A 22,726-nucleotide genomic window follows, 5' to 3' on the forward strand; every position below is an offset into this window, starting at 1 on the left:
TCTGAGGCGACGAAACCTACTTCCCGGGCATCGTGACACGAGACAACGCGTTGGCCTGGTCCCACCACGCACCCACTCGATCTGGACATCTTGATCAGCGACCTTGGCCTGGCGGCATGGCCGATGTGGCTTGTGCGATCAGCCCGTCGACGAAGGCCCGGAGTCCCTCGGGGTAGGTGTCTTGCGCGGCCAGCGTTGGCCATTGATCGCTGACGGCGGCTAGGTGTGGCATCCGGGACTCGTCGAGGCTGCTGAAGAAGGCGCCACGATCGGCAGGGCGTTCGTTGCCCGCCCGCCGGCGGTGGGAGTGGGCGCGGACGAGGATCTCTCCGACGGTGTAATACCAGATGTTGCGGAAGACATGGACGGCCTGTTCGGGTGTACATCCGTGGTCGATCGCTCCGGCCAGGATGGTTTCGACCAGCCACAGGGCTGATTCGCCGAGTCGGGCGATGAACCCGTCGGCTGTGAGGACCTCTGCGGCCCACGGCCAGTCTGCGAGGGCATCGTGGATGGCGGTGGCGGTCGCGATGATGCGCTCTCGCGGGTCGGTGGGCAGGTCGGGGTGCGGAATCTGGTCCGCGTATTCGGTGATCAGCAAGAACAGCAGATCCTCTTTGTCCTGTACGTGGTGGTACAGCGTCGTCGCCCCGACGCCGATCTCGACGGCTAGGCGGCGAATGGTCAGCTTTTCCCAGCCGTCCCGATCGATGAGCCGACGGGCTGCGGCCAGGATCTGCCTGCGGGAGGTCGCCGGCGGCCGGCCGATACGGCCGTGCGGTGCATTGGGTTGGGGCACCGTCCCATGATGCTGTCTCGCCGCTTCCGCGCCCAAAATCGGGTGGCTTCGACCTCCGGGATCGACAGCGGGGTGATCCGTATGGGAATTTAGGAACGCGTTCCTAAATTCCCATACGACAACAGTGCAAGGGACTGAACCGCGGTGACAAACACGGAATCAGCAAGCGGAAAATCGGTCACCGATCGGGGTGCTCGGCCAGGACTCACCCTTGCCGCAGTGGCTGTCGTGCAGTTCATGGTGTCGGTGGACCTGTCGGTCGTGAACGTCGGACTCCCGCGGATCGCTGCTGGCCTCGGCTTCAGCGCAGTTGACCTGACCTGGGTGATCCACGCCTACGCCCTCACTTTCGGTGGGCTACTCCTGCTGGGCGGCAAGATCGCCGACCGGTACGGTCTCAAGCGTGTCCTACTGCTCGGGCTCGCCGTGTTCGCACTAGCGTCCCTCGCCGGTGGCTTCGCGCAGGAACCCTGCCATCTCGTCGCTGCCCGCGCCGTGCAAGGCATCGGGGCCGCCACGCTGGCTCCGGCCGCGCTGGCGCTGTTGACCGCGACGTTCCCCTCCGGCAAGGCCCGAGTCAAGGCCTTCGGCGTGTGGAGCGCGATGAACGCTGGCGGGGGCGTGCTTGGCGTCCTGATCGGCGGTGTTCTTACCGAGTACGCGGGCTGGCGATGGGTAATGTTCGTCAGTGTTCCGATGGCCGTTGGCGCGCTTCTCCTGGCTGGGCGCGGTGTCGCCGACGATCTGCATACCGGGCGCAGCGGCCGTCCGGACGTATTGGGGGCCGTGCTGGCCACGGTGGGAATGATCCTGCTCGTGTTCGGCATCGTCCGCACAGACGAACATTCCTGGACCTCGCCGGTCACGCTGACGTCCCTGCCGGTCGCCGTCGCACTGTTGGCCGCATTCGTCTATATCGAGCGGACCACCACCCGCGACGCGCTCATCCGGCTCGGCCTCTTCGCCAACCGCTCGGTGGCCGGTGCCAACGCCTACAATCTCATTTTCGGCGCTACCATGGCCTCAGCCTTCTATTTCGTGTCCCTCTACATCCAACGAGTGCTCGGCGCCAGCCCGGCCATGACAGGAATCCAGCTCCTGCCGCTTGCGCTTGGTGTGATCGTCGGCTCCGTACTTGCCACCAAACTCGGCTACCGTGTCGCTCGCCGGACTCTCATGGTCGCGGGCGCATTGATTGCCGCGGTTGGGTTCGCCTGGTTCGGCCTCATCAGTGCTGACGGATCTTTCGTCACTGACGTCATTGGTCCGTCGATTGTCACCGGCGTCGGATTCGGGCTCTGCCTCGGGCCCGTTGTCTCCACTGCCACGGTGGGCGTCGCGTCTCACGAGACGGGCACTGCCTCGGGCCTGCTGAGCAGTTCACGCCAGGTCGGCGCGTCAGTCGGACTGGCCGTGCTCGGCACCGCCGCCCAGCACCGTACCGGCCAGAGCGCCACGCTCGAGGCCCTCAACGACGGATACGCGCTCGGCATGATAATCGGCGCCGTGCTCTGGGTGGTCGCCGCTCTCATCGCCCTCACTGTCCTTCCCCGCCCAAGCACAGCAGCACTTGCCCGGTGAGGACCCCTTACACTGTCGAAACAGCACGCTCCTGTTGAAGCTTTCGATGGCGTTGGTCGTGCAAGGCCCGACCTGGTTCCAGCCGATCAACAGCAGCCGAGCCACATGAACTGCCCCGGGGGCACGGAGGTGATGCACATCGAGCGGATGGCACCAGGCGTTTCGGTTGCGGCGCGACTTCCGGGAGGGTGGTTTCGCAACAACACCGGCTGGGTCACGGGATCGTCGGGCACGGTCATGGTGGACACGGCGGCGACGGAGCACCTGACACGGCGGCTGATCGATCAGATCGGTATCGATTCTGCAGAACTGCGGATCGTGTTGACCCACGCCCACGGTGACCACGTTAACGGGGCGGGTCTGCTGGCCCGTCGTGGCGCGAGCGTGTATGCGGCCGAAGCCGCCTGTGCGGACGTTCGGGCCGGGCCACACACCTTTCCCAGCGTGTTCGACGCACCGGATGGCATGTGGGGTGCGATCGATCCGCCGGAGCGGATCGAGCCGGTGTCCGAGCGCACGATGTTCGATCTGGGCGACCGCCGGGTGATGGTTGTTCCGGTTCCGGAGACCGCGCACACCCCGGGTGATCTTGTGGTGTACGACGACGTCTCGGGCACGCTGTTCGCCGGGGATCTGGTGTTTTCCGGAGTGACCCCGTTTGCGTTGCAGGGCAGGATCACCGGGTGGTTGCGGGCGTTGGATTGGCTCGACAGCTTCGACGCCGCGCGGGTGGTGCCGGGGCACGGGCCCGTGCCGGCCGACGCCGCGGTGCTGACCGGAATGCGGGAGTACTTTCACTGGTTGCTGGAGGTCACCACCGAGGAGACCTGCGATTTCGGTGCGCTGACCGAACGGGCCCGGCAGCGATGGGCCGGGTGGCACGATCAGGAGCGACATCCGGTGAACCTGCGAGTCGCCTACTCCGAGAATCACGGCACCGATCTGGATCTTGCCGAAGGCATCGGTGCCATGCTGCACGCTGCTGGCGGCCCGATCCGGCTGGATCTCAACACCGCCGGTGACGCTGCACTGTGAGGCTCCGTCTCTCCGTCCCGATCACGACGTGACGGCAGTCTGCTGGACCGTGGCGAGGTCGCCGTACTCGACCACCCCTCGGATGTGACGGTGTGTCACCTCGGCGACGCGTTGGCCGAGTGCTGCGGCTGTCCGCAGATCGCTGTGGCCGGGTACCTCGTCGGCGGGCCGGTCTACGTCGGCTTGTGCCATGGCGCCGAGCCAACTTCCGAGCCGGTTGTGGCCGGGACGCGTCGCGCTCCCTCTGCCACGGCCTCGGCCTGCTTGGCCGTGTGCCCGTATGTTCAATCCGGGACGGCCCTTGACTTCGTCGACGACCTGATCGCGACGTGGCCGGACGAACTACCGGAGATCGCCGGGCTGCCGCTCGAGCTGGCCAAGCGTGCCGCGCGCCTGACGGCGCTCATGGACCAGTCCATAGACACGGAGCTGGAAAGGCTGGGCCTGACACGCGCGGAATTCGACATCGTGGCGACGCTTCGCCGGCAGGGTGCGCCGTACCGGCTACGCCCCACAGATCTGTCGAAAGGCCTGCTGCTCTCGTCCGGTGGCACGGCAACGTGCTCCGGCGCCTTCAGGCCAGGGGGTGCCAGCGCTCGCGCCACTGCGGACGCGCTACGGGAGGTCTTGATCGCACTCGGGGACACTGCGCCGCATGCGAGCGCGGCGCCTGATGGATAGGGCAGTGCCTGGAGCGTCGTAGCTGCGGACATCCCGACCACGCTCTCCCGGATGCCTACGGGCCCTTCGCCAGCAGCTCGCGCGCCTTCGCAAGTGTGGTCACGTCGGCCACCGTCCACGGTCCCGACCGGATGGCCACGACGTGTTCGAACCCGAGTTCGCGAAGGGCATGGCAACGGTCGGCGAACTCGGAGGGCGCTTCTCCCGGTTCGAAGCGGGTGCTCACCGTGGTGGTGATATCCGAATACGCTCGCCCCTCGGCGTCGCAGTGTTTGGCCAGCACGCTCAGCTTGTGGCGCAGCGTGGCGCCGCCGTCGGGCACGTCGAAGAGGTTGCACGCGTCGGCATGCCGGGCCACCATGCGCAGGGTCTTGTTCTCTCCCATCCCGCCGATGAGGATTGGCGGGTGGGGCTGGCTCACTGGTTGGGGGATGTTCACGGGCCGTTCCAACTGGTAGTGGCTGCCCTCGAACGGAGATTCGTCGCCGGTCCACATCTGCAACGCCAGCCGCAGGATCTCGTCCAGCCGGGCGAACCGTTCGCTAACGGGTGGGAGCGGCAACCCGAGCGCTTGGCACTCGCTCTCGCTGTAGCCGCTACCGATTCCGAGCCATGCCCGCCCGTTGGAGAGCACGTCGAGCGTGGTCACCGCCTTGATCAGCAGCGCGGGAGGGCGATAGGTGGCGGCGGACACCATGGTGCCCAGCCGGACGTGCTGGCTCTGGCCGGCCAGAAATCCCAGGGTCGTGTAGGCCTCGAGCATCTCGGCCTCGAGCGTGGAGGTGGGGTCGACCTGTAACAGGTGATCGGCAACCCACACCGTGTCCAGGCCGCCGTCGTCGGCGCGCTGCACGATCCGGCTCAGCTCAGCGCCCGGTGTCTGGGGCCAGGAGTAGTTCGTGATGTTGATGTCGACCCGCATGTGTACGCCTTCCTCGAGGTGCCGCGCCCCCACCTCTGCGGTCATGGCGGTGCGGGCACGCTGCTGGTGCGCCGTGGTTGGGATGTGAGCCGATCTACTGATCGGCCATGGACGACAGTTGAATGTTCACGATCTTGTGGTCGCTCTCGTCGTCTACCGCGACCAGCGTGAGACGGAACCGGCCCGAAAACGGCTTGCCCTGGTAGGCCGCCTCTTGGTTCAGCACGCCATTGATCACGGCGACGTCGCCCTGCAGCTCGGCGACTGTCCATCGATCGACCAGCTCGCGCGCCGGTGCGTCTGCACCCGTCGTCGACATCAGTCATCTCCTTTCCGGTCCCGCACCAAAGCATAGATCGCTAATCATTAGATATCAATCAATTAGACGGCTATGTTTCTTGGTACCATGGCTGCCATGTCGGCGCCCAGGGAGCTCCCGATCGGGATAGCGTTGTCGAACACTGCCAAGGCCGTCAGCCGCGCCTTCGATGAGGCGTTGAGCGAGGCAGGGGGTTCGCGGCCGATCTGGCTGATCCTGATGTCCCTGAAGAACCGGTCGGTGGCCAACCAGCGTGAACTTGCCGACGCGGTGGGTATTCGCGGTGCGACACTGACCCACCATCTTGCCGCGATGGAAGACAGCGGGCTGGTCACGCGCCGTCGTGACCCGGCGAATCGCCGGGTCCATCTCATGGAACTCACGCCCGAAGGGGAGGCTGCGTTCCTGCGATTGCGAGATGCCGCGGTCACCTTCGACCGCGCACTGCGCGCCGGGATGTCCGACGATGAGGTGGGCCACCTTCGCGAGCTCCTCGACCGGCTCCGGGCGAACGTGGCTGGCTATGAACCGGCGGATGACGGCCAGGTGTAGCCCGCGTCGCGCGGGGTGATCACGTCCACGAGCGAGCGTGCATCCGTGGGCGATGCGGCAGGGGGTCTCTGCGGAACATTAGACATCGAATCATTAGTAATCTAATGTTTTCGGAGGCGGTCTGCCCACGTTCCCGTGAGCCGGCCCGTCACGTCACGAACCGCGAAGCTGCTGAGGAGCCGACCATGACGACACGACAGAACACCACCGATCCGCCCGCCGTCACGGCCCCTGGGCCGTCGCTCGTCGCACCTGCCGTTACCTTTGTGGCGTCGTTCGTCGCGAGCCTGATTCTCGGGCCCATCCTCGGTGCGGGTGCCGCGCCGTCACCGTTCTCGGACGCGGACGCCGCCCGCGACTACTTTGCCGACAACCCGACGGTCTCTCAGATCACGGGCCTCGTGCAGTTCGGTGCGGCGATCGCGCTCGGCGTGTTCACCGCCGCGTCGCTATCGAGGATGCGACAGCTCGTGCCGAACACATCCGCTCCCGCCATCGGCGCGGTCGGTGGGAGCCTCTCCGCGATCTTTCTGGCAATCAACGGAGTGCTGCAATGGGTGCTCGGCCAGGCGGACATCACCCACGATGAGGCTCTCGTGCAGGCATTGCACCACCTCTACTTCGGTGCTGGGGGACCAGCGCACGTGGGGACGCTCGGCTTGCTCGTCGCTGGTATCGCCTGGATGGCGATCTCTGCAGGCGCGTTGCCTCGATGGTTGTCCGTGGTAGGCGTCGTGATCGCGTCGATCTCAGTCGTCTCGCTGATCACGTTCCTGACTTCCGGAGCCGCCCCGCTCGTCGCAATCGGCCGGTTCACCGCCATGATCTGGATCGTCGTAACCGCCGTCTTGGTGTCCCGCAGCCGGCGGACGCGCACGGACGGATGATTTCTCGTCGATCGTCGCTCGTGGTGGAGCCGGGTGAGATCGCCCTACGCTCTGCGGAGCCCTACTCGGAATCCTGTCTACGGACCGTTTCGGTGTCCGCGTCATCGCCTGACTCCGAATCTGTTGTCGAGACCGGTCCCCGATCATCTGCCGGTGGTTGCGCGGTGCCCGCGGTGGTCATCCGTACGGTGTTGCGGCCGTCGTTCTTCGCCTCGTAGAGCGCGGAATCGGCGGCGAGGAGGAGCTCGTCGAGCGTCGTTGTCTCATCGGGGACGTAGAACACTCCACCGAGCGATGCACTGATGGTGACGGTTTCGTCGGTTTGATCAGGGGGTTGGAGGACGATGGACTGGATGCGCAGGCGGATGCGTTCAGCTACCCGGTGCACGTTCTGAGCCGAGCCGACATCGGAGACGAGGACCGTGAATTCCTCACCGCCCCATCGGCCGCACGCATCCAATTCGCGCACCTCGCTACGCAACTCTTCGGCGACTGACTTGAGAGCATCGTCGCCGAATGAATGGCCGTAGGTGTCGTTGAGGCTCTTGAAGTGATCCAGATCGACGATGAGCAGACCGAGGTTCGTCTGGTGATGTCGTGCCCGGGACAGCATTTCCGCGGCGAAATCGTGCCACCGTCCTGCGGTCGCGAGGCCGGTCTTGCTGTCGATGCGTGCGGCATGCTCGTACTGGCTCACCAAGAGACTGCGGCCGAATACGACCATGGCAATCATCACGCCTAACAACGCGAGCGGCTGGTGGACGACCAGTATGGCGCTGACAAACCCTAGACCGAATGCAGCAGCGTCTACGAGTTGCTCATTGAAGTTCTCGAATAGATCGCTTGCGCGCACCGTGGGGTTATAGAGGGCCAGAGCAGCCAGCACCAGGCCGAAGTTGACCGCCCAGCAAAATACCGCGGCCAGAACAATGACGCCTACGTCTACGAGGGATACTGGCAGCGACTCGCTTGGGATGCCCGGGTAGGCCGACATTCCCGCTGACAGGATCAGTATTGCTGTCTGAGCTCCCAACAGAGTGGTTGCCCCGGAATAGACCCGTCGATACGGCACAGCCTTGCGTTCTTTGACGCGATACCACATAAGCAGAGCCGTGACCAAGACCAGCGCAGAGGCCAGAGCAGGGGGTAACACGATGACCCCGGCGAAGAACCAGACATTTGTAGGGTCCACATGGGCTACGTAGGCCTGATGCGCGAATGAGCGTCGACGCTCGATGTGTCGAGTTAATTCGATTGATGCCCAGGCAAAACCAGCCAAGATACCGAATCGCGCGAGATCCTCGACGTCTATGCGCACGAGAAACGCAGTGCCTGCTGTGACAACGACGGCGAGGCTGTTAACGACAAGAATCAGAACGAGCACTGACTTGGGCACGCGCCATAGCGCCCAGCCTCGACACCACTGCCACGTTCGCCGTGTCACACGTGCACCTGCCTCTGCTTGGTCAGATCCACACCCTCTGTGGGCACGTGTGCCACATAATATCCGAATCGTCCGTCAAGCAATATGGACAATAGGTGCAAATTGAGATCGGCTGGCCGGGGCGGCGGAAGCATGCTGTCTCGCCAAGTAGTGCGGGGGTCTTTGAATGCGATCGCTGGATAGTTCCATCCCACTTGGCGGTGCATCGACGTGTCTTCGTGCCTAGCCCCTGCTTGGGATTCCGGACGGAAGGAGGTTTCGTGATGCGCGCGAATAGCTGGGACTGACGTACCGGAGAGAGTGGTCAGTCGAGTGTCGAGAGGAGGTTTCGCCATGCGCGCGAATAGCTGGGACTGACGTACCGTGGCGGTGCTTGCATGTGGCTCGTCATTGACTTCAACTGGCAGGTCTCGGTTTAGGCGGAGAACTGGGACGAGGCGACGACGCCCGGATCCATCGGTACGCCGCAACGGCGGTGACCATCGTGCCCAGAAGGGCTGCACCAGCGATGGTCACCGCCGGCGCGACGATCTGCGCGACGAGTCCAGCGGCGACGATCCCGATACCTTGCGCTGCCCGGAGTCCGGCGATCGCTACGCCAATCGCTTGACCCCGGCGCTCCGGTGGTGCAATGCGGACGTACGTGGCTTGGGTCACGATGTCGTGTGCGGAAAAGAACCCGCTGAGGGTCCACAAGGTGACCGTTGCCGCGAGTCCTGGCGTCCATCCGGTGGGCAAGAGGACTAGGCTGCTGAACACTGCCATGGGGCCGAGCAGCGTGAGCCGGCGATCAGGGTTGATCACGCGGAGGAGGGCCATGCCGACGACCGTCCCGGCCGGGTTCGCGGCGAGTAGCCATCCCACGGCGGCCGTTCCTGCGCCGAGTTCGTCGGCGTAGGGCACGGCCAGGCCCTCGGGAACGGCGTAGAACCCCGAGCAGCAGGCGATCGCCATTAATGTGCGTAACCGTGCATTGTTGATGACGATCGTCCAACCCTGCCGAACAGCCTCCCAATGCCCTCGTTCGCTCGCACCATTCGCGTCGTGGGTGGGCCGGTACAGGCTGATGCCGAAATGGATGATGGTGGCGGATACGACGAATGTCGCGCAGTCGATCAGTAGCGCGGTATGGACGCCCAGGTGAGCCACGAGCGCGGCGCCCGCGCCGAAGCCGATGCCGAACCCGGCTTGCGAGGTGATCGATATGGATCCCAACCCGACCGTCAGCCGATCGCCGGGAAGCATGTCGGCCAGGATCGCCTGCCTCGATGTGGCGAACGGCGCCGCGATCAGTTGGACGAGGAAGAGCAGGCCGGCCTGTGCGGCCAACGGCATCCCCGGTATCGCCATAGCCGCGACCAGTACGGCGCGAGCTAGATCGGTGCTCACCATGACGGTGCGCCGCGGGAAGCGGTCAGCGAGTCCGGCGAGGGCGGCACCGCCGATCAAGTCCGGGAGGAACGTCAAGGCGAAGGTCAATGCCGAGAGGCCGGCCGAGCGGGTTTGATCGTAGACGAGGATCGTGATGGCGACTCGAGCCAGCTGGTCACCGACGACGGATAGCGCATGCGCGGTCCACAGCCGGCGAAATTCGGGCACCGCGAAGACGCTGCGGAACGAAGCTGGCGACTCGGACATAGATGGATGAGTATGGTCGTCTGCATGACATAGGGCAATTCGTCATGACAGTACGTTGCATCCGCCGGAAGCCGGGGTCACCACAGCGGCCGGCTGTCCACGGCTATACCCGCTCCGACATCATGCACGTGGCGCAGAGCCGGTATCACGACATCGTTGCGGTGGAGAAGCTCGGTTATCGGACGTGCTGGATCGAGCGCCGGCGCGAAAAGGTCGGGTACGGCGCCACGCCCGAACCGGCGGAAGTGGCAACTCCGGACCTGCATTTCTCGACGCTCGCGGAGGTCGCGCATGTGGTACGCGCCGACGTCGAGGGCCAGCAGGCCGGGAGATGATGCAGAGCCGGCCCGTCGCTCGTTCCCCTGTACGCCCGCGACGTTGTATCCTAGGAGTTGGTCGTAGTTTTTGTGTTCGTGTTCTGCACGCTCGCAAGTAACGAGGTTGCGGGCGCGTCATCAACCCTCAGGGTATGTGAAGGTCGCGTCTAGACCGGCCTGAGGTGTCGCACAGTGTGGCACCGAAATTTTCCAACCCTGTAGGGAGAGACAATGACACAGGGAACAGTCAAGTGGTTCAACGCGGAGAAGGGCTTCGGCTTCATCTCCCGCGAAGATGGGCCGGACGTATTCGTTCACTACTCCGAGATCGACGGCACTGGCTTTCGCAGTCTCGAAGAGAATCAGAGGGTGGAGTTCGAGGTAGTCCAGAGCCCGAAGGGGCTGCAAGCCTCTCGCGTACGGACACTGTGAGTTCTAGCTGCTGAGGCGGCCTTCGCCTACGGGAGGGGGCCGCCAGGCAGCGCATGATCTCGATCTGTGCCGTTCCCGGACGGTCCGGGCGAACGCGGCGGCCATGGCCCTCCAATGGCGCTCAGCGGTGGGCTCATCGGTGAGCGCTTGCTCATAAAGGAGCTCGCGGTCATGGCCATGCCGGCGAAGCTTGTCGGCATCCCAGTTCAGGATCGCCGTAGCCGGCGCCTCGGGATGAAACTGCAAGCCCCACGCGCACGATCCCAGGCGGAACGCCTGGTGTGGGCACTTCTCGCTCGACGCCAGCCAGCTGGCGTTCGGCGGGAGATCGATGACGGCGTCGACATGGTGTTCGAGCGCCGTGACCTCGGACGGCAGATCGCACAACAGCGGGTCGTCCCGGGTTTCGTCACGTAATTGGATCGACGTGCTGCCGTGCTCGGGCATGCCAGCGTCGGCCTGAACCTTTCCGCCGCCGACATGCGCGAGCAGTTGTCCACCAAGACAGATTCCGAGCACGGGACGCTCGTCGTCGAGGGCCTGAGAAATCAAGGAGCGCGCCGAGCCGAGCCAGGGGGCGCGTTCGTCGTCGTCCGGCATGAAACCACCGCCAAGAACGACGAGCGCGTCATGATCCAGGCGATCGGGGAGTGGCGTGCCATCGAACGGCAGCCTGACGTCGAGCTCGAGCCCGTCAGCGCGTAACCAGTCACCGAGACGGCGCGGCCCACTGCGGCGGGTGTTCTGGATGACCAGGACGCGCGGCACGCTCACCCGTCCGAGGATATGCACGTCGTTTGGCTCGGCTGTGCGCGGGATGGCGGGAGCTGGTGGCGTGCTCGTGTGATGATGTTCCGATGAAACCCGATGTGCTTGGTCCGCCGTACAGTGCGCGCACGCTGGAACTGCCGCCCGACGGCGAGGGCGATGTCATCGCGACACTCGTGCGGCGCGTTCCGGATGCGCCGTCGCGACGGGCCGTGCTGTACGTCCACGGGTTCGTCGACTACTTCTTTCAACGGCATCTGGCCGACGCGTGGGCTGCGGAAGGCTACGACTTCTACGCTCTCGATCTGCGCAAGTACGGCCGATCCCTCCTCCCGCACCAGACTCCGAACTACTGCACCGACCTGCGCGAATACCAGGACGAGCTGGACGCTGCCGCGCAGATCGTCCGGGACGAGGACGGGCACGACACGCTCGTGGTGCTCGGGCACTCCACCGGCGGTTTGATCACTAGCCTGTGGGCGCACGACCGTCGTGGCCAGGGGATTGTCGATGCGTTGGTGCTCAACAGCCCCTGGTTCGATCTGAACGCTTCATGGTTCAGCCGAGTGGTGCTCACCCGCATCATCGACGTGCTGGGACGGCTTCGCCCGCACGTGCCGGTCAGCTCGCTTGCTCCGCACTACGGGCGCAGCATCCATCGCGGCGCGGACGGCATATGGGACTACGATCTCACTTGGAAACCGCACGAAGGATTCCCCATACTCGCCGGCTGGGTGCGCGCGATACGACGCGGCCATGCCGAGGTCGCGCGCGGGCTCAGCATCGACTGCCCCGTCCTGGTGTGCTGCTCCACCCACAGCGGCGACCCGAAGAGGTGGACACCCAGCATGTACAACGCGGACTGCGTGCTCGACGTCGAACACATCGCCAGCCGCGCCCCCGCACTGGGGCCGGACGTCACGGTCGAGCGGATCCCCGGGGGAATCCATGACCTGGCACTCTCTGCCGAACCCGCCCGCGAACGGTACTTCGACACGGTTTTCACGTGGATGGCGGCCGTCTGAACGCCGCCTCGGCGGTGAGGTGATGTTCAGTCGGTGATGATGCGGAAGGTGGCCTCCGTGTAGCCGTCGTAGAGGTGTGCCGAGTAGCCGAATGCCTGGATGGCCTGGATCGACTCGATGATCTCGGGCTCCACCCCTTCGGCGGTGAGCTGGGACGTCAGCTCCTCGGTGAGCACACCGGCGTCGAGATACATGACCGCGTGCGCGTCGTCGGCATCCTTGACCGCCGTGTTGTAGCTGTCGGTCTCACCGAGCGTGCCGCCCTCCGTCAGCTCGCCGGCGTAGGCGTCGTCGGAGGCGATCACGTAGCCGTCGTCCGTGGTGGTCAACGGCACATCGTCCAGCGAGTCACCGGACATGGCCGCCATCTCCTCGAGGGTGCTCCAGACGTCGCTCACCGCGTCCGGATCGCCGTCGACCCGCATGCCGAACCGCAGGGACTCCATGTCCCCGAATCTGGTGAGCGCATCGAGATCGAGATTGTTGGCGTCGACGGCGACGAGCAGGTTGTCCCCGAGCATCGTCCCCAGATCCTCGGGCAGCGAGAGGCCCATGGCGGTGACCATGTTTTCCATCATCGCCATTTCCTCGCCCGCCGACTCCGTGAGGAACTCCCAGTTGTCCTGGAGATACTGGTTGCCGTTGACAAACCCGAACATCATGGTGGTGTCCTCGGGGACGTCGGCACGCACGCCACCGCCGGGGAGCTCCTTGTAAAGATCTCCGGTCGCCGCCGTGACGATCTCGGCGTACTCGTCGTCGAAGCGGACCGTCATCGCGATACTGCGGTAGGTTTGTTCGACCATTTCGCGAAGCTGGTCCATGTCCGGAGCGCCGGGGTCCATTCCCGTCATCGGGTCGTTGCCGAACTCGTCGGAGGTGTCCATCTGGTCCTCCATCATGGAGGTGTCCGCGAACTCGACGAGGGCCTCACCGGAAAACCACATCGACGCGATGCCAGGGTCGCCCAGCCGGTCCATGGCGTCGACGAATTCGTCGTTATCGGCAAGCGAGGAGTCTCGTGCAGACTCGGCGTATTCGTCGGCAAGATCCTGCTCGGCGGCGAGGATCAGATAGCCGTCGACGAACGTGTGGGGGATGGGTTCGGGCTCGCCCCCGCCGCACTCCTGGAGTGTCTCCAGTCCGGATGCCGCCGTGTCTTCATCGTTCACTTGCATGACGAACACGACGTCGGGGTCGGTCCCGTCGTCGCGAGGAGGCAGGAAACCCATACCGGCTCGGTCGCCGAGCCAGGGTTCGACATCCTGGCCGAAGTCGATCTCGCAGCCGGCGTCCTCGGCCATCTTGTCGACCATCACCTCGCGCAGGTCTTCGTCGCCGTTGAACTCGGCCACGTCGTCCAACGCGGGGAAGGTGTCGAGAAAGCGGGAGGCCTCGACCTTCTGGCTGGCCGAGGGGTCGAGGTCGAGACGGACGTAACCGAGGGTGTCTGCGGGCAAGACGTCGTGAGGCTGGGGGCCGCCGCCGTCGAGAGCGCGCCAGGCGAAGACGGCACCGGGCACGAGCAGCACGATCGCGGCGACCAGGGCGCCGATGAGGAAACCACGCCGGCGCCGCCTGGGAGGCTCGTTTGCCCCGGCGGACGGTAGCGGTGGAGCGGGTGGTGGCGGCACGCTCGCCGTGGACGCCGTCGATCCCGGGGAGTGCGTCCCTTCCGGGGACGGTGCCGGGCTCGGTGGAGGCGGCGGTGGCTGCTCGGCAGACGAGCCGGACGGCATGTCCGGCATGTCGTTGCCAGCGGCCTGCGGGTTCTCACTGGCTCCCGGATTGCTGTCTTCACCGGGTGTGCCCGCGTTGGACATCTCGCCCCCTTCATCACAATGCACGTACGTCCGAAGGGTAGGCTAGCGGAAGTCGGAACCGATCTGCCTCCCCCGTCACCCTCGGAGTTGTCCGGCTCTGGCTGGGCATTGCCTGATCGGTACAGTAGATGTGAATGTTCAAATCTGCCCACCGGTGGGCTTGGGAGGAGAGCGATGCAGAGTAGAAACCCGGTCTTCGGCCGGGCGGCGGCATTCGGCGGCCGTTCGGCCACGTCTGACGTGCACACGCCGAGCACTGGTCAGCTCGAGGATATGTATGCCGCACCGTCGGCCAGTCCGGCGCAGACGGGGCGCATGACGTATGACGACGTCGTCACCCGTACTGGCGGTACCCTCGGCGTGCTCCTGATCGGCGCCGTCGTCGGCTGGTGGCAGCCGGGACTCGTCTGGATCGGGTTGATCGGTGGCCTGGTTCTGGGCCTCGTCAACGCCTTCAAGAAGGAGCCGAGCCCGCCGCTCATCCTCGCCTACGCGGCCCTGCAGGGCCTGTTCGTCGGCGGGATCAGCTTCATGTTCGAAAACGTCGCGTTCAGCGCCGGTGGTACGCCACTCAACGGCATCGTCGCGCAGGCGATCCTCGGAACCATCTCGGTTTTCGCCGTCGCGCTGTTCCTCTACCGCAGCGGCAGGGTGCGGGTGACACCCAAGTTCGTGCGGGGCGCGATGATCGCTATGGGCGGGTACCTCGTCTTCGTCATGTTCAACCTGGTGGCCCGCCTGTTCAACTGGACCGACGGGACGTTCGGATTCCGTGATGGATGGTTCGGGATCGCCATCGGCCTGTTCGCGGTCTGCCTGGCCGCCGTCATGCTGATCCTCGATTTCGACTTCATCGAGAAGGGCGTCAAGCAGGGAATTCCGTCCAAGTACGCGTGGACGGCCGCGTTCGGCCTCACTGTCACGCTGGTCTGGCTCTACATCGAGATGCTGCGGCTGCTGGCCATCCTTCGCGGAGAGTAAACCGTCGCAGTCGAGCCCATCACCTCATATGCGAGTGGCCCCGTTCCGGTGACGAAGCCGGACGGGGCCATTTCTGTGGGTGGCGTGCTACCCCGGCAGACGTCAGGGTGGGCGCCTGCCGGTGGCTACGCGGCTCGTTGGGGCGGTATCGCTCCGAGCTACTCGAATGCGCGGGCTGCGCGGCGAAGATCGTGTTCGTGGACGATGGCGGTCGCGTGGCCGTGTGACAGCCCGTGCTCGCTGCGCAGCCACTTGACCCGGTCTTCGAATCTCAAGAACGACGGTCCGTCCTCGATCGCCGCGAACCACTCGGGAAGTTCTCGTCCAGTGATGCGAGGAACTCTGGCGAGAAGATTGCGATGGGTTTCCTCGGAGTGGTTCAGGCTCATAGCGGCCTCCATCTACTCGTGAGGGGCTCCTTATGACGACTCTGCCTCACGGGTACGGGTCGCACAAGGCCTATCGGTTGATCCTTTCTCCGGCCAGGTCACGAGCCGCCGTCGGCGGTGGGCGATTGGCGTCGGGATGAGTTCATGCCGAGGTGAGGTGACCGTCGTCGGCATCTTCCGAGGCATCCGGGAGCGGCGGCACGTTCGCGTTGTTCGACGTGTTCCTGCGGCGAATCTTCGCCCAGGGACCGCGCGGACCGGCCTCCCGTCCGTCGACGGTGGCTGCCGCCACCTCGGTCCCACCGTGGCCAGCTGCCGTGGCGGCAGCGACCGAGATCGGCGCGACGCCCTCGCCCTCGGGCGGCTCGAGCTCGTACTCGTCGGCCGGCCAGAGGCCGAGCCCGGCAGCGATGGAGGGCAACACCGCGGCCGCGGCATGCGCGTAGCCTGCCGCGGAGGGGTGAAACTGGTCCTCGCTGAACAGTTCGCGTGGGGAGGCGGCGAACTCCGGGCCGAGGATGGAGCCGAGGGAGACCGTGCGCGCGCCGGCCTCGACGGCCGCGATCGTCTGCGCCGCGGCGAGCTTGCGGCTCCATTGGCGTGCCAGCCAGCGAAGCGGCGGCTGGATGGGCTTGATGGTGCCGAGATCGGGACAGGCACCGACGACGGTGGCGCAGCCGGCGTCCCGCAACCGCAGTATGGCATCGGTCAACATCGTCACGGCCCGTTCTGGTGATACCGAGTGCGTCACGTCGTTGCCCCCGATGATGATCAGGGCGGCATTCGGTGACGCCACCAGGGCGCGGTCCACTTGGTCGGCCAGGTCGGCGCTGCGCGCCCCGCCCCTGGCCACCGTAGTCAGGCGCACTGGCTGCTCGGCGATTTCGGCGAGACCGGCGGCGATGAGAGCTCCGGGTGCCTCGTCGGGATGATGCACACCGTAACCCGCGGCGCACGAGTCGCCGATCACGGTAAACGAGATCGGTGAGCCCGGGTGGTCGCCGTAGACTCCGTCGGCATTGGGTGGCTCCTCGAGCGGGACGCCGGTGATGGTGCGGCGCGCGAGCGATGCTTGCAGCCGGAGTAACCCATAGAACGATGCGCTCAGCAAACCGATACCGCCGCCGTAAGCGGCGGCGGTAGTGGTGATACGACGTACGTTCGCAGCATTCAACGGCCCGACCATGCCGCAAATGTAACTCGCGGATCACGCTTTCGGCACATGCTGGCTGGAAGAGCCGGGAAAAGGCATCTGACCTCCTGGTGAACGGCGACACCGGGGGTCGACGGGAGTTAGATTTGGTGGGTGGAGTACTACGAGAACGTCATCGAGCTCATTGGCCGGACCCCGATCGTGAAGCTGGGAACACTGGGGGCGGATCTGTCCGTTCCCGTCTTGGCAAAGGTCGAATACTTCAACCCCGGAGGATCGGTCAAGGACCGGATCTGCCTGCGAATGGTTGAGGAGGCCGAGCGCGCGGGCCGCATCGGCCCTGGCGGAACGATCGTCGAGCCCACTAGCGGCAACACCGGGGTGGGGTTGGCCATCGTCGCGCAGCGCCGTGGATACCGGTGCATATTCGTCTGCCCGGACAAGGTGAGTGAGGACAAGCGCAACGTCTTGAAGGCGTATGGCGCCGAGGTGGTCGTGTGCCCCACGGCGGTGCCCCCTGAACATCCCGACTCGTACTATTCCGTCTCCGATCGCCTGGTCAAAGAGATCCCCGGAGCGTGGAAGCCCGATCAGTACTCCAATCCAGCCAATCCCCGGTCTCATTACGAGACCACGGGCCCCGAGTTGTGGGAGCAAACCGGGGGCGGGATCACCCACTTCGTGGCCGGTATCGGTACCGGTGGCACCATCAGCGGGACTGGCCGCTATCTCAAGGAAGTGTCCGGTGGCCAGGTCCGGGTGATCGGCGTGGATCCGGAAGGCTCCGTCTACTCGGGCGGCAGCGGACGCCCGTATCTGGTCGAGGGCGTCGGCGAGGATTTCTGGCCGGAGACATACGACCGGAACATCTGTGATGAGATCGTCGCGATCTCGGATCATGACTCGTTCCACTTCACGCGGCGGCTGGCGCGTGAAGAGGGATTGCTCGTCGGCGGCTCGTGCGGCATGGCCGTCGCCGGCGCGCTGCAAGTGGCCGAGCGGGCCGGACCCGACGACGTCGTGGTGGTCTTGCTGCCCGACAGCGGGCGTGGGTACATGTCGAAGATCTTCGACGACAGCTGGATGATGTCGTATGGCTTCCTGTCGCCCGAGGAGGGCACGACGGTGGGCGACGTGATCCGGGACAAGTCCGGTGACCTTCCGGACCTGGTGCACACCCACCCCGCCGAGAGCCTCGCCGACGCGGTGGCGATCCTGCGCGAGTACAACGTCTCGCAGATGCCGGTCGTGCGTGCCGAGCCCCCAGTGATGGCGGCCGAGGTCGCCGGGGCAGTGTTCGAGCGAGACCTGATGGACGCGCTGTTCAGCGGTACGGCCACGTTGACCGATCAGGTCGAGAAGCACATGTCCGAGCCGTTGCCGACGTTGGGTGGGGGACAACCCGTGTCGAAGGCCTACGAGATGCTTCGCACGGTCGACGCCGTGCTCGTGATCGAGGACGGGCGGCCGGTGAGCGTCTTGACCCGGGCAGATCTGCTCGGCTACGTCGCTCAGTGACGTCACCGGCGAAGAGCAGGCCGGCTCTGGTCAGCTGTCCGTGCGCACGCTGATACAGCTCGTAGGCGATCTCTGGCTCATCGACCGTTGCCCGGCCCGCGGTGAGGTCCCAATATCCGATGAAGTCGTCGTCTGGCCGGCGACATACAGCGAGCAGGGCGATTCCCGTCTGCTCGGTTGCTGACCGCTGCGCGGCTATGCGCTGACGGATATTGTGCACGCCATGACATATCGCAATGCGATATGATTTTATTGTTTCTCAATATATCGTTTCCCGTAGTGGGCTAGGCGGACGCGGCATGACGACGCGGCGAGCGTTCCGGATCGGTGGCTGGATCGCGCTGGTCGCCGGCACATTCGTGGCGGCGGCTGCGGTGACGACGGCGGTGGTAGGCGTTTTGGCGCTGACGGGAAAGGTCACGTATCCCGCGGACATCGAGGTCGGACCGTTCTCCGTCCAGAGCACCATCTCGATGCCAGTTGCGCTTTATGCGGACGTGTGCGAGTCGGCCGATATCAGGGCGACTACCTCCGCTAGCGAATGCTTCAGGAACTTCTTGCACGATGACCTTGGGTCGACCACGGAGCAGGTGCGTCGCCAGGACGCGGACGTCCGGCCGACGGTTGCCAAGTTGCGGGGCGAGGTCGAGCTCGTGTCGACGGGCGGCTGGAGCCCATACGTCGCGGCCACGGTCACCAGAGGCGTGATCGGCCTGGCGGTGCTCAGCGGGTTGTTGCTCCTGCTCTGGCGGCTGCTCACGACGGCAGCTGCCGGTGAGGCGTTCAGCAACCGCACTGTACGTCATCTGCGTGCCATCGGAGGGCTGGTGATTGCGATTTCTGTCCTGGAACCGGCCGTGAATCACTTCACCAGTGCCATGCAAGTCGGCTATTCGATGGAGTCGTTTGGAATCGGGCCGCACCTGACTCCGTTCAGCGCTGGCGTCTACCCGGACGACGTGAACTTGGGGCAGCTTGCCCTTGGCGGGCTGATACTCCTGATTGCCGAGATCTTCCGCCATGGTGCCGCGATCGAGTCCGAGCGCAGGTTGACGGTCTGATGCCGATCGAGACCAGGCTCGACCGGATGCTGGTCGAGCGCAAGATGACACTCACCGAACTCGCCGACCGCATCGGCATCACGGTGGCCAACCTGTCGATCCTCAAGACAGGCAAAGCCAAAGCAATCCGGCTCGCTACCCTCGAAGCCATCTGCCGAGAGCTTGACTGCCAACCCGGCGACCTGTTGACGTACGTCGATTGAGTTCAGTCGAACGCCCGACAAGACTCCGCGTTGCGCTCGGCCTCCTGGCGAGCTGTAGCGCCAAGGATGCGCGCGACCATACGGCCGGCCGGTGTCGCTGGGTCGACCTCACCGGTACAGGTGGCCAAGTCAAGCCCATGACGGTTGGCGAGATCGATCACGTCCCCCAGCTCGCGCGGTGAGCGTGTTAGCCGGTCAACGCAGTCCTTCTCGTGGCGAACAATGCCGAGCCCGGCGTCTTCGCGGCGCTGTCAGCGTAGCGTCACAGTCCGGTTCCGGTGCCGACCGGGCAACTGACGCCAGTGCCGGCAAGGCCGCAGTAGCCGTTGGGGTTCTTGGCCTCCGACAGGTACTGCTGGTGATAGTCCTCGGCGTAGTAAAAGGTGCCGAGTTCGGCGATCTCGGTGGTGATCTCGCCGTGTCCGGCGCTGGATAGCCGCTGGCCGTATGCGTCGCGGGAGGCCAGCGCGGCGTCTCGTTGCCCCTCGGTGGTCCAGTAGATGGTGGAACGGTACTGCGTGCCGATGTCGTTTCCCTGTCGCATCCCTTGCGTGGGGTCGTGGGATTCCCAGAAGAGCTTGAGCAGGTCCGCGAAGGACACGCGGTCGGGATCGAAGACGACGCGAACGGCCTCGGCGTGCCCGGTCAGCCCGCTGCATACCTCCTCGTATGTCGGGTGGGGCGTGTATCCGCCGGCGTAACCGACCGCAGTTGTCCAGACGCCGGGAACCTGCCAGAACTCGCGTTCGGCGCCCCAGAAGCAACCCATTCCGAAAACGGCTTCCTGGTGTCCGGCCGGCGGGGCCGCGTCGATCGGCGTTCCGAGGACGGTGTGCGTCCCGGACAGGGCGAACGGGCGGGAAGCCCGGCCGGGTAGGGCGTCGTCGGGTTGGACCAGCCGGGTCTTGGCGGATTGATCGAAGATGGACACGGAGGACCTCGCAACGATGGTGACGATGTGGCGGACAGCCTCTACACGGCGTAACGCTATCGTCGCCCGCGATGTTCCGTCTCACGCGAAGAGCTCGCGTAGATTCGTGGTGGCCACCGGGTCTCCGCCAGCAGCGACGGACTCGAACGCGTGCGCGAGCCGCTGGACTGTCGGCTGCATGACGTCCCTGGGCAAGGTGAGCGGAAGGCGGATCCGGCGCTCGAAGGCGCCGTCGACTCCGAATCGTGGCCCGGCCGCCAGCCGGAGTCCGTGCTGTCCGGCCGCCGTGGTGAGCCTGCTGGACACGTGCATGCCCATGTCGCACCACAGGGCGAGCCCGCCATCGGGTGGCCGGACACGCCAGCCTGGGAGGTACTCGGCGAGCAGGGCGATCATCGCGTCCCGGCGCTCTCGCAGGTCAGCACGGCGGTGGGGGAGAATCTCGTCCGCCTGCCGGAGCAGATGGGCGGTGGCTTCCTGCTCGACGGGTGGCGAGGCGAGGTCGAGGTTGGCCCGGGTGGTCGCGAGCCTGCGGATCATCGTCTGCTCGGCCCGTATCCAGCCGATGCGCAAGCCGCCCCAGAAGGACTTGCCGGCACTGCCGAGAGTGATAACTCCCGGGGCATAGGTGGCCAACGGTGGCGGCGGCGTGACGAACCCGACCTCGACGTTCGACTCGTCGACGACGGTGACGACGCGGGCCCGGGCCAGCGTCTCCGCCAGGTGCCGGCGTTCGACGTCGGAGGCCAGCAGGCCCGTGGGGTTCTGGAAGTCGGGCAGCAGGTAGGCGAGCCGGGGACCGGACTGGCGCACGGCAGCCGCCAGCGCCTCGAGGTCCCACCCGTCCTCGGCGAGCGTCACGGGAACCGGCTCCGCGTGGATACGGCGGATGGCGTCGAGCGCGTTGGGATACGTCGGGTGGTCGATGATCACGCGGTCGCCAGCGCGCCCGAGCGCGGCGAGAACCAGCGTGAAGGCATGTTGTGCGCCGGAGGTGACGATGATCTGCTCCGGCGTGGTCGGCAGCCCTCGGGCATTGAAGCGGGCCGCGATGGCATCGCGCAGACTCGGCAATCCCAGGATGTGGTACCCGTGTCCGGACATGTAGTGCGGTAGCTGGGTCAGCGCGTGCTCGTAGGCGGCGCGCAGCTCGGGGCCGGGCGCCTCAGGTGCGGCCGGCGCCAGGTCGATGTGCGTGGAGGTCGTGGACGGTGCGAATGCCGCGACGGGATCGGCCGGCCGGTCATCGGGCAGCGTGGTCCAGGTTCCGGCGCCTCGCCTGCTGGCGGCGTACCCCGCGGTTCGCAGGGCGTCGTACGCCGCGGTGACCGTCGTGCGGCTCGTCGCGAGTGCGGTGGCGAGCTCGCGTTCGCTGGGCAGGCGGGTCTGTATGGCGAGCCGGCCGTCGAGGATCAGCATCTGGATGGCCGAGGCGAGATGGCGATAGACGGTTCCGGTGCCGCCGATCGGATCGGCCTCCTGGGTACGGCCAAGCAGCCGGGCCAGTTGCCGACCGTCGATCGCTCGCATGTAGGCCATTGTTTCACGATTGGCCCTCGCAAAAAATGCCAATATGCGCGACGATGTCGGTCGTGGCATCCCGACGACGAGCCCTCGCCGGCCCATACCTCGCGCGTCGCCTCATCCAGCTCTATCTCGGCCTGGTGCTCTACGGATTCAGCATGGCACTGATGATCGAAGCTGGGCTGGGCGTGTACCCGTGGGACGTTCTGCACCAGGGCATCGCCCTGCGGACACCGCTGTCGATCGGCGTCGTGACGATCACCGCCGGTGCTGTGGTGTTGCTCGCGTGGATACCGTTGCGCGAGCGTCCGGGCGTCGGAACGGTCAGCAACGTCGTGGTGATCGGCCTCATGCTCGACGCCTCCCTCTTCTTCCTGCCTGCACCGGACGGCCTTGCGGCGCGCGTCGCGTTCATGCTCGTCAGCATCGTGCTGAACGGCGTCGCGACCGCCGCCTACGTCGGGGCTCGCCTGGGGCCCGGCCCGCGCGATGGCCTGATGACCGGCCTCGTCCGGGTGACAGGCCGCTCGGTGCGGGTGGTGCGGACATCGATCGAGGTCTGTGTCGTGGCGGCGGGATGGCTGCTCGGAGGCACCGTCGGTGTCGGCACGGTGCTTTACGCGCTAGGCATCGGCCCGCTGGTGCACCGGTTGCTGCCGGTGTTGACGGTTCCCACGCAGGCACGCGTGGGTTCGGGATCGCCGGGCGGGCTGCGCGGCTCCGACGGCACCACGTAGGGTCCA

25 protein-coding genes are annotated in these 22,726 nt (G+C 65.7%); 13 read left to right on the forward strand and 12 right to left on the reverse strand.

Annotated features, from left to right (window positions below):
* Positions 1-94: 94 nt before the first annotated feature.
* Positions 95-799, reverse strand: coding sequence for a TetR/AcrR family transcriptional regulator (locus DPM12_RS15630; protein ID WP_112259273.1), 705 nt, complete (start codon positions 797-799; stop codon positions 95-97).
* A gap of 219 nt (positions 800-1,018) precedes the next feature.
* Between DPM12_RS15630 and DPM12_RS15635 the strand changes: the two genes are divergently transcribed.
* The 3 genes from DPM12_RS15635 to DPM12_RS23645 all read left to right on the forward strand — a co-directional run bounded on the left by DPM12_RS15635 (position 1,019) and on the right by DPM12_RS23645 (position 4,096).
* A complete protein-coding gene (locus DPM12_RS15635) occupies positions 1,019-2,380 on the forward strand; it encodes an MFS transporter (protein WP_211659030.1) in 1,362 nt (453 codons plus the stop codon).
* 147 nt (positions 2,381-2,527) lie between these two features.
* Positions 2,528-3,415: an MBL fold metallo-hydrolase gene (locus tag DPM12_RS15640; protein ID WP_211659031.1), complete on the forward strand. Its 888-nt coding sequence runs from the start codon at positions 2,528-2,530 to the stop codon at positions 3,413-3,415.
* Between the two features lie 84 nt (positions 3,416-3,499).
* Positions 3,500-4,096 carry a hypothetical protein gene (locus DPM12_RS23645; protein WP_211659032.1) on the forward strand — a complete coding sequence of 199 codons (597 nt, stop codon included), beginning with the start codon at positions 3,500-3,502 and terminating at the stop codon, positions 4,094-4,096.
* 55 nt (positions 4,097-4,151) lie between these two features.
* On the opposite strand, the gene DPM12_RS15655 is transcribed toward DPM12_RS23645, so the two are convergent.
* On the reverse strand, positions 4,152-5,018 hold the full coding sequence (locus DPM12_RS15655; protein WP_112259324.1) for an LLM class F420-dependent oxidoreductase: 867 nt from the start codon (positions 5,016-5,018) through the stop codon (positions 4,152-4,154).
* Positions 5,019-5,112: 94 nt separating this feature from the next.
* Positions 5,113-5,337 (reverse strand): nuclear transport factor 2 family protein, encoded by a 225-nt coding sequence (locus tag DPM12_RS15660; RefSeq protein WP_112259275.1) that lies wholly within the window; start codon positions 5,335-5,337, stop codon positions 5,113-5,115.
* 96 nt (positions 5,338-5,433) lie between these two features.
* On the opposite strand from DPM12_RS15660, the gene DPM12_RS15665 reads away from it, so the two are divergent.
* On the forward strand, positions 5,434-5,889 hold the full coding sequence (locus DPM12_RS15665) for a MarR family winged helix-turn-helix transcriptional regulator (protein ID WP_112259325.1): 456 nt from the start codon (positions 5,434-5,436) through the stop codon (positions 5,887-5,889).
* Between the two features lie 185 nt (positions 5,890-6,074).
* On the forward strand, positions 6,075-6,776 hold the full coding sequence (locus DPM12_RS15670; protein WP_123788566.1) for a hypothetical protein: 702 nt from the start codon (positions 6,075-6,077) through the stop codon (positions 6,774-6,776).
* A 61-nt stretch (positions 6,777-6,837) separates the two neighbouring features.
* On the opposite strand, the gene DPM12_RS15675 is transcribed toward DPM12_RS15670, so the two are convergent.
* Together DPM12_RS15675 and DPM12_RS15680 are read right to left on the reverse strand one after the other, a co-directional pair.
* Positions 6,838-8,220, reverse strand: a complete 1,383-nt coding sequence (locus tag DPM12_RS15675) for a GGDEF domain-containing protein (RefSeq protein ID WP_123788565.1) — start codon at positions 8,218-8,220, stop codon at positions 6,838-6,840.
* A 396-nt stretch (positions 8,221-8,616) separates the two neighbouring features.
* Complete coding sequence (locus DPM12_RS15680; RefSeq protein WP_112259278.1) at positions 8,617-9,858, reverse strand: MFS transporter; 1,242 nt, start codon at positions 9,856-9,858, stop codon at positions 8,617-8,619.
* Between the two features lie 44 nt (positions 9,859-9,902).
* Between DPM12_RS15680 and DPM12_RS15685 the strand changes: the two genes are divergently transcribed.
* On the forward strand, positions 9,903-10,193 hold the full coding sequence (locus DPM12_RS15685; RefSeq protein ID WP_146751920.1) for an HAD family hydrolase: 291 nt from the start codon (positions 9,903-9,905) through the stop codon (positions 10,191-10,193).
* 213 nt (positions 10,194-10,406) lie between these two features.
* Positions 10,407-10,607 carry a cold-shock protein gene (locus DPM12_RS15690; RefSeq protein ID WP_112259280.1) on the forward strand — a complete coding sequence of 67 codons (201 nt, stop codon included), beginning with the start codon at positions 10,407-10,409 and terminating at the stop codon, positions 10,605-10,607.
* 3 nt (positions 10,608-10,610) lie between these two features.
* Here DPM12_RS15690 and DPM12_RS15695 read toward each other — a convergent pair whose 3' ends face one another.
* Positions 10,611-11,381 (reverse strand): type 1 glutamine amidotransferase, encoded by a 771-nt coding sequence (locus DPM12_RS15695; protein ID WP_211659034.1) that lies wholly within the window; start codon positions 11,379-11,381, stop codon positions 10,611-10,613.
* 83 nt (positions 11,382-11,464) lie between these two features.
* On the opposite strand from DPM12_RS15695, the gene DPM12_RS15700 reads away from it, so the two are divergent.
* On the forward strand, positions 11,465-12,400 hold the full coding sequence (locus DPM12_RS15700; RefSeq protein ID WP_112259281.1) for an alpha/beta hydrolase: 936 nt from the start codon (positions 11,465-11,467) through the stop codon (positions 12,398-12,400).
* A gap of 26 nt (positions 12,401-12,426) precedes the next feature.
* Here the strand turns inward: DPM12_RS15700 and DPM12_RS15705 are convergent, their stop codons facing one another.
* On the reverse strand, positions 12,427-14,223 hold the full coding sequence (locus DPM12_RS15705; RefSeq protein ID WP_112259282.1) for a DUF3352 domain-containing protein: 1,797 nt from the start codon (positions 14,221-14,223) through the stop codon (positions 12,427-12,429).
* Between the two features lie 174 nt (positions 14,224-14,397).
* On the opposite strand from DPM12_RS15705, the gene DPM12_RS15710 reads away from it, so the two are divergent.
* Positions 14,398-15,204: a Bax inhibitor-1/YccA family protein gene (locus DPM12_RS15710; protein WP_112259283.1), complete on the forward strand. Its 807-nt coding sequence runs from the start codon at positions 14,398-14,400 to the stop codon at positions 15,202-15,204.
* 158 nt (positions 15,205-15,362) lie between these two features.
* On the opposite strand, the gene DPM12_RS15715 is transcribed toward DPM12_RS15710, so the two are convergent.
* Together DPM12_RS15715 and DPM12_RS15720 are read right to left on the reverse strand one after the other, a co-directional pair.
* Positions 15,363-15,593, reverse strand: a complete 231-nt coding sequence (locus DPM12_RS15715; RefSeq protein WP_112259327.1) for a DUF4287 domain-containing protein — start codon at positions 15,591-15,593, stop codon at positions 15,363-15,365.
* A 142-nt stretch (positions 15,594-15,735) separates the two neighbouring features.
* Entirely contained in the window at positions 15,736-16,779 is a 1,044-nt protein-coding gene (locus DPM12_RS15720; protein ID WP_112259284.1) for an SGNH/GDSL hydrolase family protein, read from the reverse strand.
* Positions 16,780-16,899: 120 nt separating this feature from the next.
* Between DPM12_RS15720 and DPM12_RS15725 the strand changes: the two genes are divergently transcribed.
* The 3 genes from DPM12_RS15725 to DPM12_RS15735 all read left to right on the forward strand — a co-directional run bounded on the left by DPM12_RS15725 (position 16,900) and on the right by DPM12_RS15735 (position 19,528).
* Positions 16,900-18,264, forward strand: coding sequence for a cystathionine beta-synthase (locus DPM12_RS15725; RefSeq protein WP_112259285.1), 1,365 nt, complete (start codon positions 16,900-16,902; stop codon positions 18,262-18,264).
* 299 nt (positions 18,265-18,563) lie between these two features.
* Positions 18,564-19,325, forward strand: coding sequence for a DUF2975 domain-containing protein (locus DPM12_RS15730; protein WP_158542921.1), 762 nt, complete (start codon positions 18,564-18,566; stop codon positions 19,323-19,325).
* A complete protein-coding gene (locus DPM12_RS15735; protein ID WP_112259287.1) occupies positions 19,325-19,528 on the forward strand; it encodes a helix-turn-helix domain-containing protein in 204 nt (67 codons plus the stop codon). Before DPM12_RS15730 ends, DPM12_RS15735 begins: the two co-directional genes overlap by 1 nt.
* A 2-nt stretch (positions 19,529-19,530) precedes the next feature.
* Here DPM12_RS15735 and DPM12_RS24340 read toward each other — a convergent pair whose 3' ends face one another.
* From DPM12_RS24340 to yczR, 3 genes are all read right to left on the reverse strand, one after another.
* A complete protein-coding gene (locus DPM12_RS24340) occupies positions 19,531-19,752 on the reverse strand; it encodes a recombinase family protein (RefSeq protein WP_112259288.1) in 222 nt (73 codons plus the stop codon).
* Positions 19,753-19,790: 38 nt separating this feature from the next.
* Positions 19,791-20,453 (reverse strand): peptide-methionine (S)-S-oxide reductase MsrA, encoded by a 663-nt coding sequence (msrA, locus tag DPM12_RS15745; RefSeq protein WP_425467603.1) that lies wholly within the window; start codon positions 20,451-20,453, stop codon positions 19,791-19,793.
* Positions 20,454-20,540: 87 nt separating this feature from the next.
* On the reverse strand, positions 20,541-21,989 hold the full coding sequence (gene yczR / locus DPM12_RS15750; protein ID WP_211659036.1) for a MocR-like transcription factor YczR: 1,449 nt from the start codon (positions 21,987-21,989) through the stop codon (positions 20,541-20,543).
* A 53-nt stretch (positions 21,990-22,042) separates the two neighbouring features.
* On the opposite strand from yczR, the gene yczE reads away from it, so the two are divergent.
* Positions 22,043-22,720 (forward strand): membrane protein YczE, encoded by a 678-nt coding sequence (gene yczE / locus DPM12_RS15755; protein ID WP_425467602.1) that lies wholly within the window; start codon positions 22,043-22,045, stop codon positions 22,718-22,720.
* Positions 22,721-22,726: the final 6 nt, after the last annotated feature.

The organism is Phytoactinopolyspora halophila, assembly GCF_003287285.1.
Taxonomy (GTDB): domain Bacteria; phylum Actinomycetota; class Actinomycetes; order Jiangellales; family Jiangellaceae; genus Phytoactinopolyspora_A; species Phytoactinopolyspora_A halophila.

What these genes read in the sequence shown, in the direction of transcription:
- DPM12_RS15640 (WP_211659031.1), top strand. Translation starts at nt 2,528, where the DNA reads ATGGCACCAGGCGTTTCGGTTGCGGCGCGACTTCCGGGAGGGTGGTTT.
- DPM12_RS15690 (WP_112259280.1), top strand. Translation starts at nt 10,407, where the DNA reads ATGACACAGGGAACAGTCAAGTGGTTCAACGCGGAGAAGGGCTTCGGC.
- DPM12_RS15720 (WP_112259284.1), bottom strand. Translation starts at nt 16,779, where the DNA reads ATGGTCGGGCCGTTGAATGCTGCGAACGTACGTCGTATCACCACTACC.
- DPM12_RS15680 (WP_112259278.1), bottom strand. Translation starts at nt 9,858, where the DNA reads ATGTCCGAGTCGCCAGCTTCGTTCCGCAGCGTCTTCGCGGTGCCCGAA.
- DPM12_RS15705 (WP_112259282.1), bottom strand. Translation starts at nt 14,223, where the DNA reads ATGTCCAACGCGGGCACACCCGGTGAAGACAGCAATCCGGGAGCCAGT.
- yczR (WP_211659036.1), bottom strand. Translation starts at nt 21,989, where the DNA reads ATGCGAGCGATCGACGGTCGGCAACTGGCCCGGCTGCTTGGCCGTACC.
- DPM12_RS15710 (WP_112259283.1), top strand. Translation starts at nt 14,398, where the DNA reads ATGCAGAGTAGAAACCCGGTCTTCGGCCGGGCGGCGGCATTCGGCGGC.
- DPM12_RS15700 (WP_112259281.1), top strand. Translation starts at nt 11,465, where the DNA reads ATGAAACCCGATGTGCTTGGTCCGCCGTACAGTGCGCGCACGCTGGAA.
- DPM12_RS15660 (WP_112259275.1), bottom strand. Translation starts at nt 5,337, where the DNA reads ATGTCGACGACGGGTGCAGACGCACCGGCGCGCGAGCTGGTCGATCGA.
- DPM12_RS15665 (WP_112259325.1), top strand. Translation starts at nt 5,434, where the DNA reads ATGTCGGCGCCCAGGGAGCTCCCGATCGGGATAGCGTTGTCGAACACT.
- DPM12_RS15730 (WP_158542921.1), top strand. Translation starts at nt 18,564, where the DNA reads ATGACGACGCGGCGAGCGTTCCGGATCGGTGGCTGGATCGCGCTGGTC.
- DPM12_RS15715 (WP_112259327.1), bottom strand. Translation starts at nt 15,593, where the DNA reads ATGAGCCTGAACCACTCCGAGGAAACCCATCGCAATCTTCTCGCCAGA.
- DPM12_RS15685 (WP_146751920.1), top strand. Translation starts at nt 9,903, where the DNA reads ATGACAGTACGTTGCATCCGCCGGAAGCCGGGGTCACCACAGCGGCCG.
- DPM12_RS15655 (WP_112259324.1), bottom strand. Translation starts at nt 5,018, where the DNA reads ATGCGGGTCGACATCAACATCACGAACTACTCCTGGCCCCAGACACCG.
- DPM12_RS15735 (WP_112259287.1), top strand. Translation starts at nt 19,325, where the DNA reads ATGCCGATCGAGACCAGGCTCGACCGGATGCTGGTCGAGCGCAAGATG.
- yczE (WP_425467602.1), top strand. Translation starts at nt 22,043, where the DNA reads ATGTCGGTCGTGGCATCCCGACGACGAGCCCTCGCCGGCCCATACCTC.
- DPM12_RS15670 (WP_123788566.1), top strand. Translation starts at nt 6,075, where the DNA reads ATGACGACACGACAGAACACCACCGATCCGCCCGCCGTCACGGCCCCT.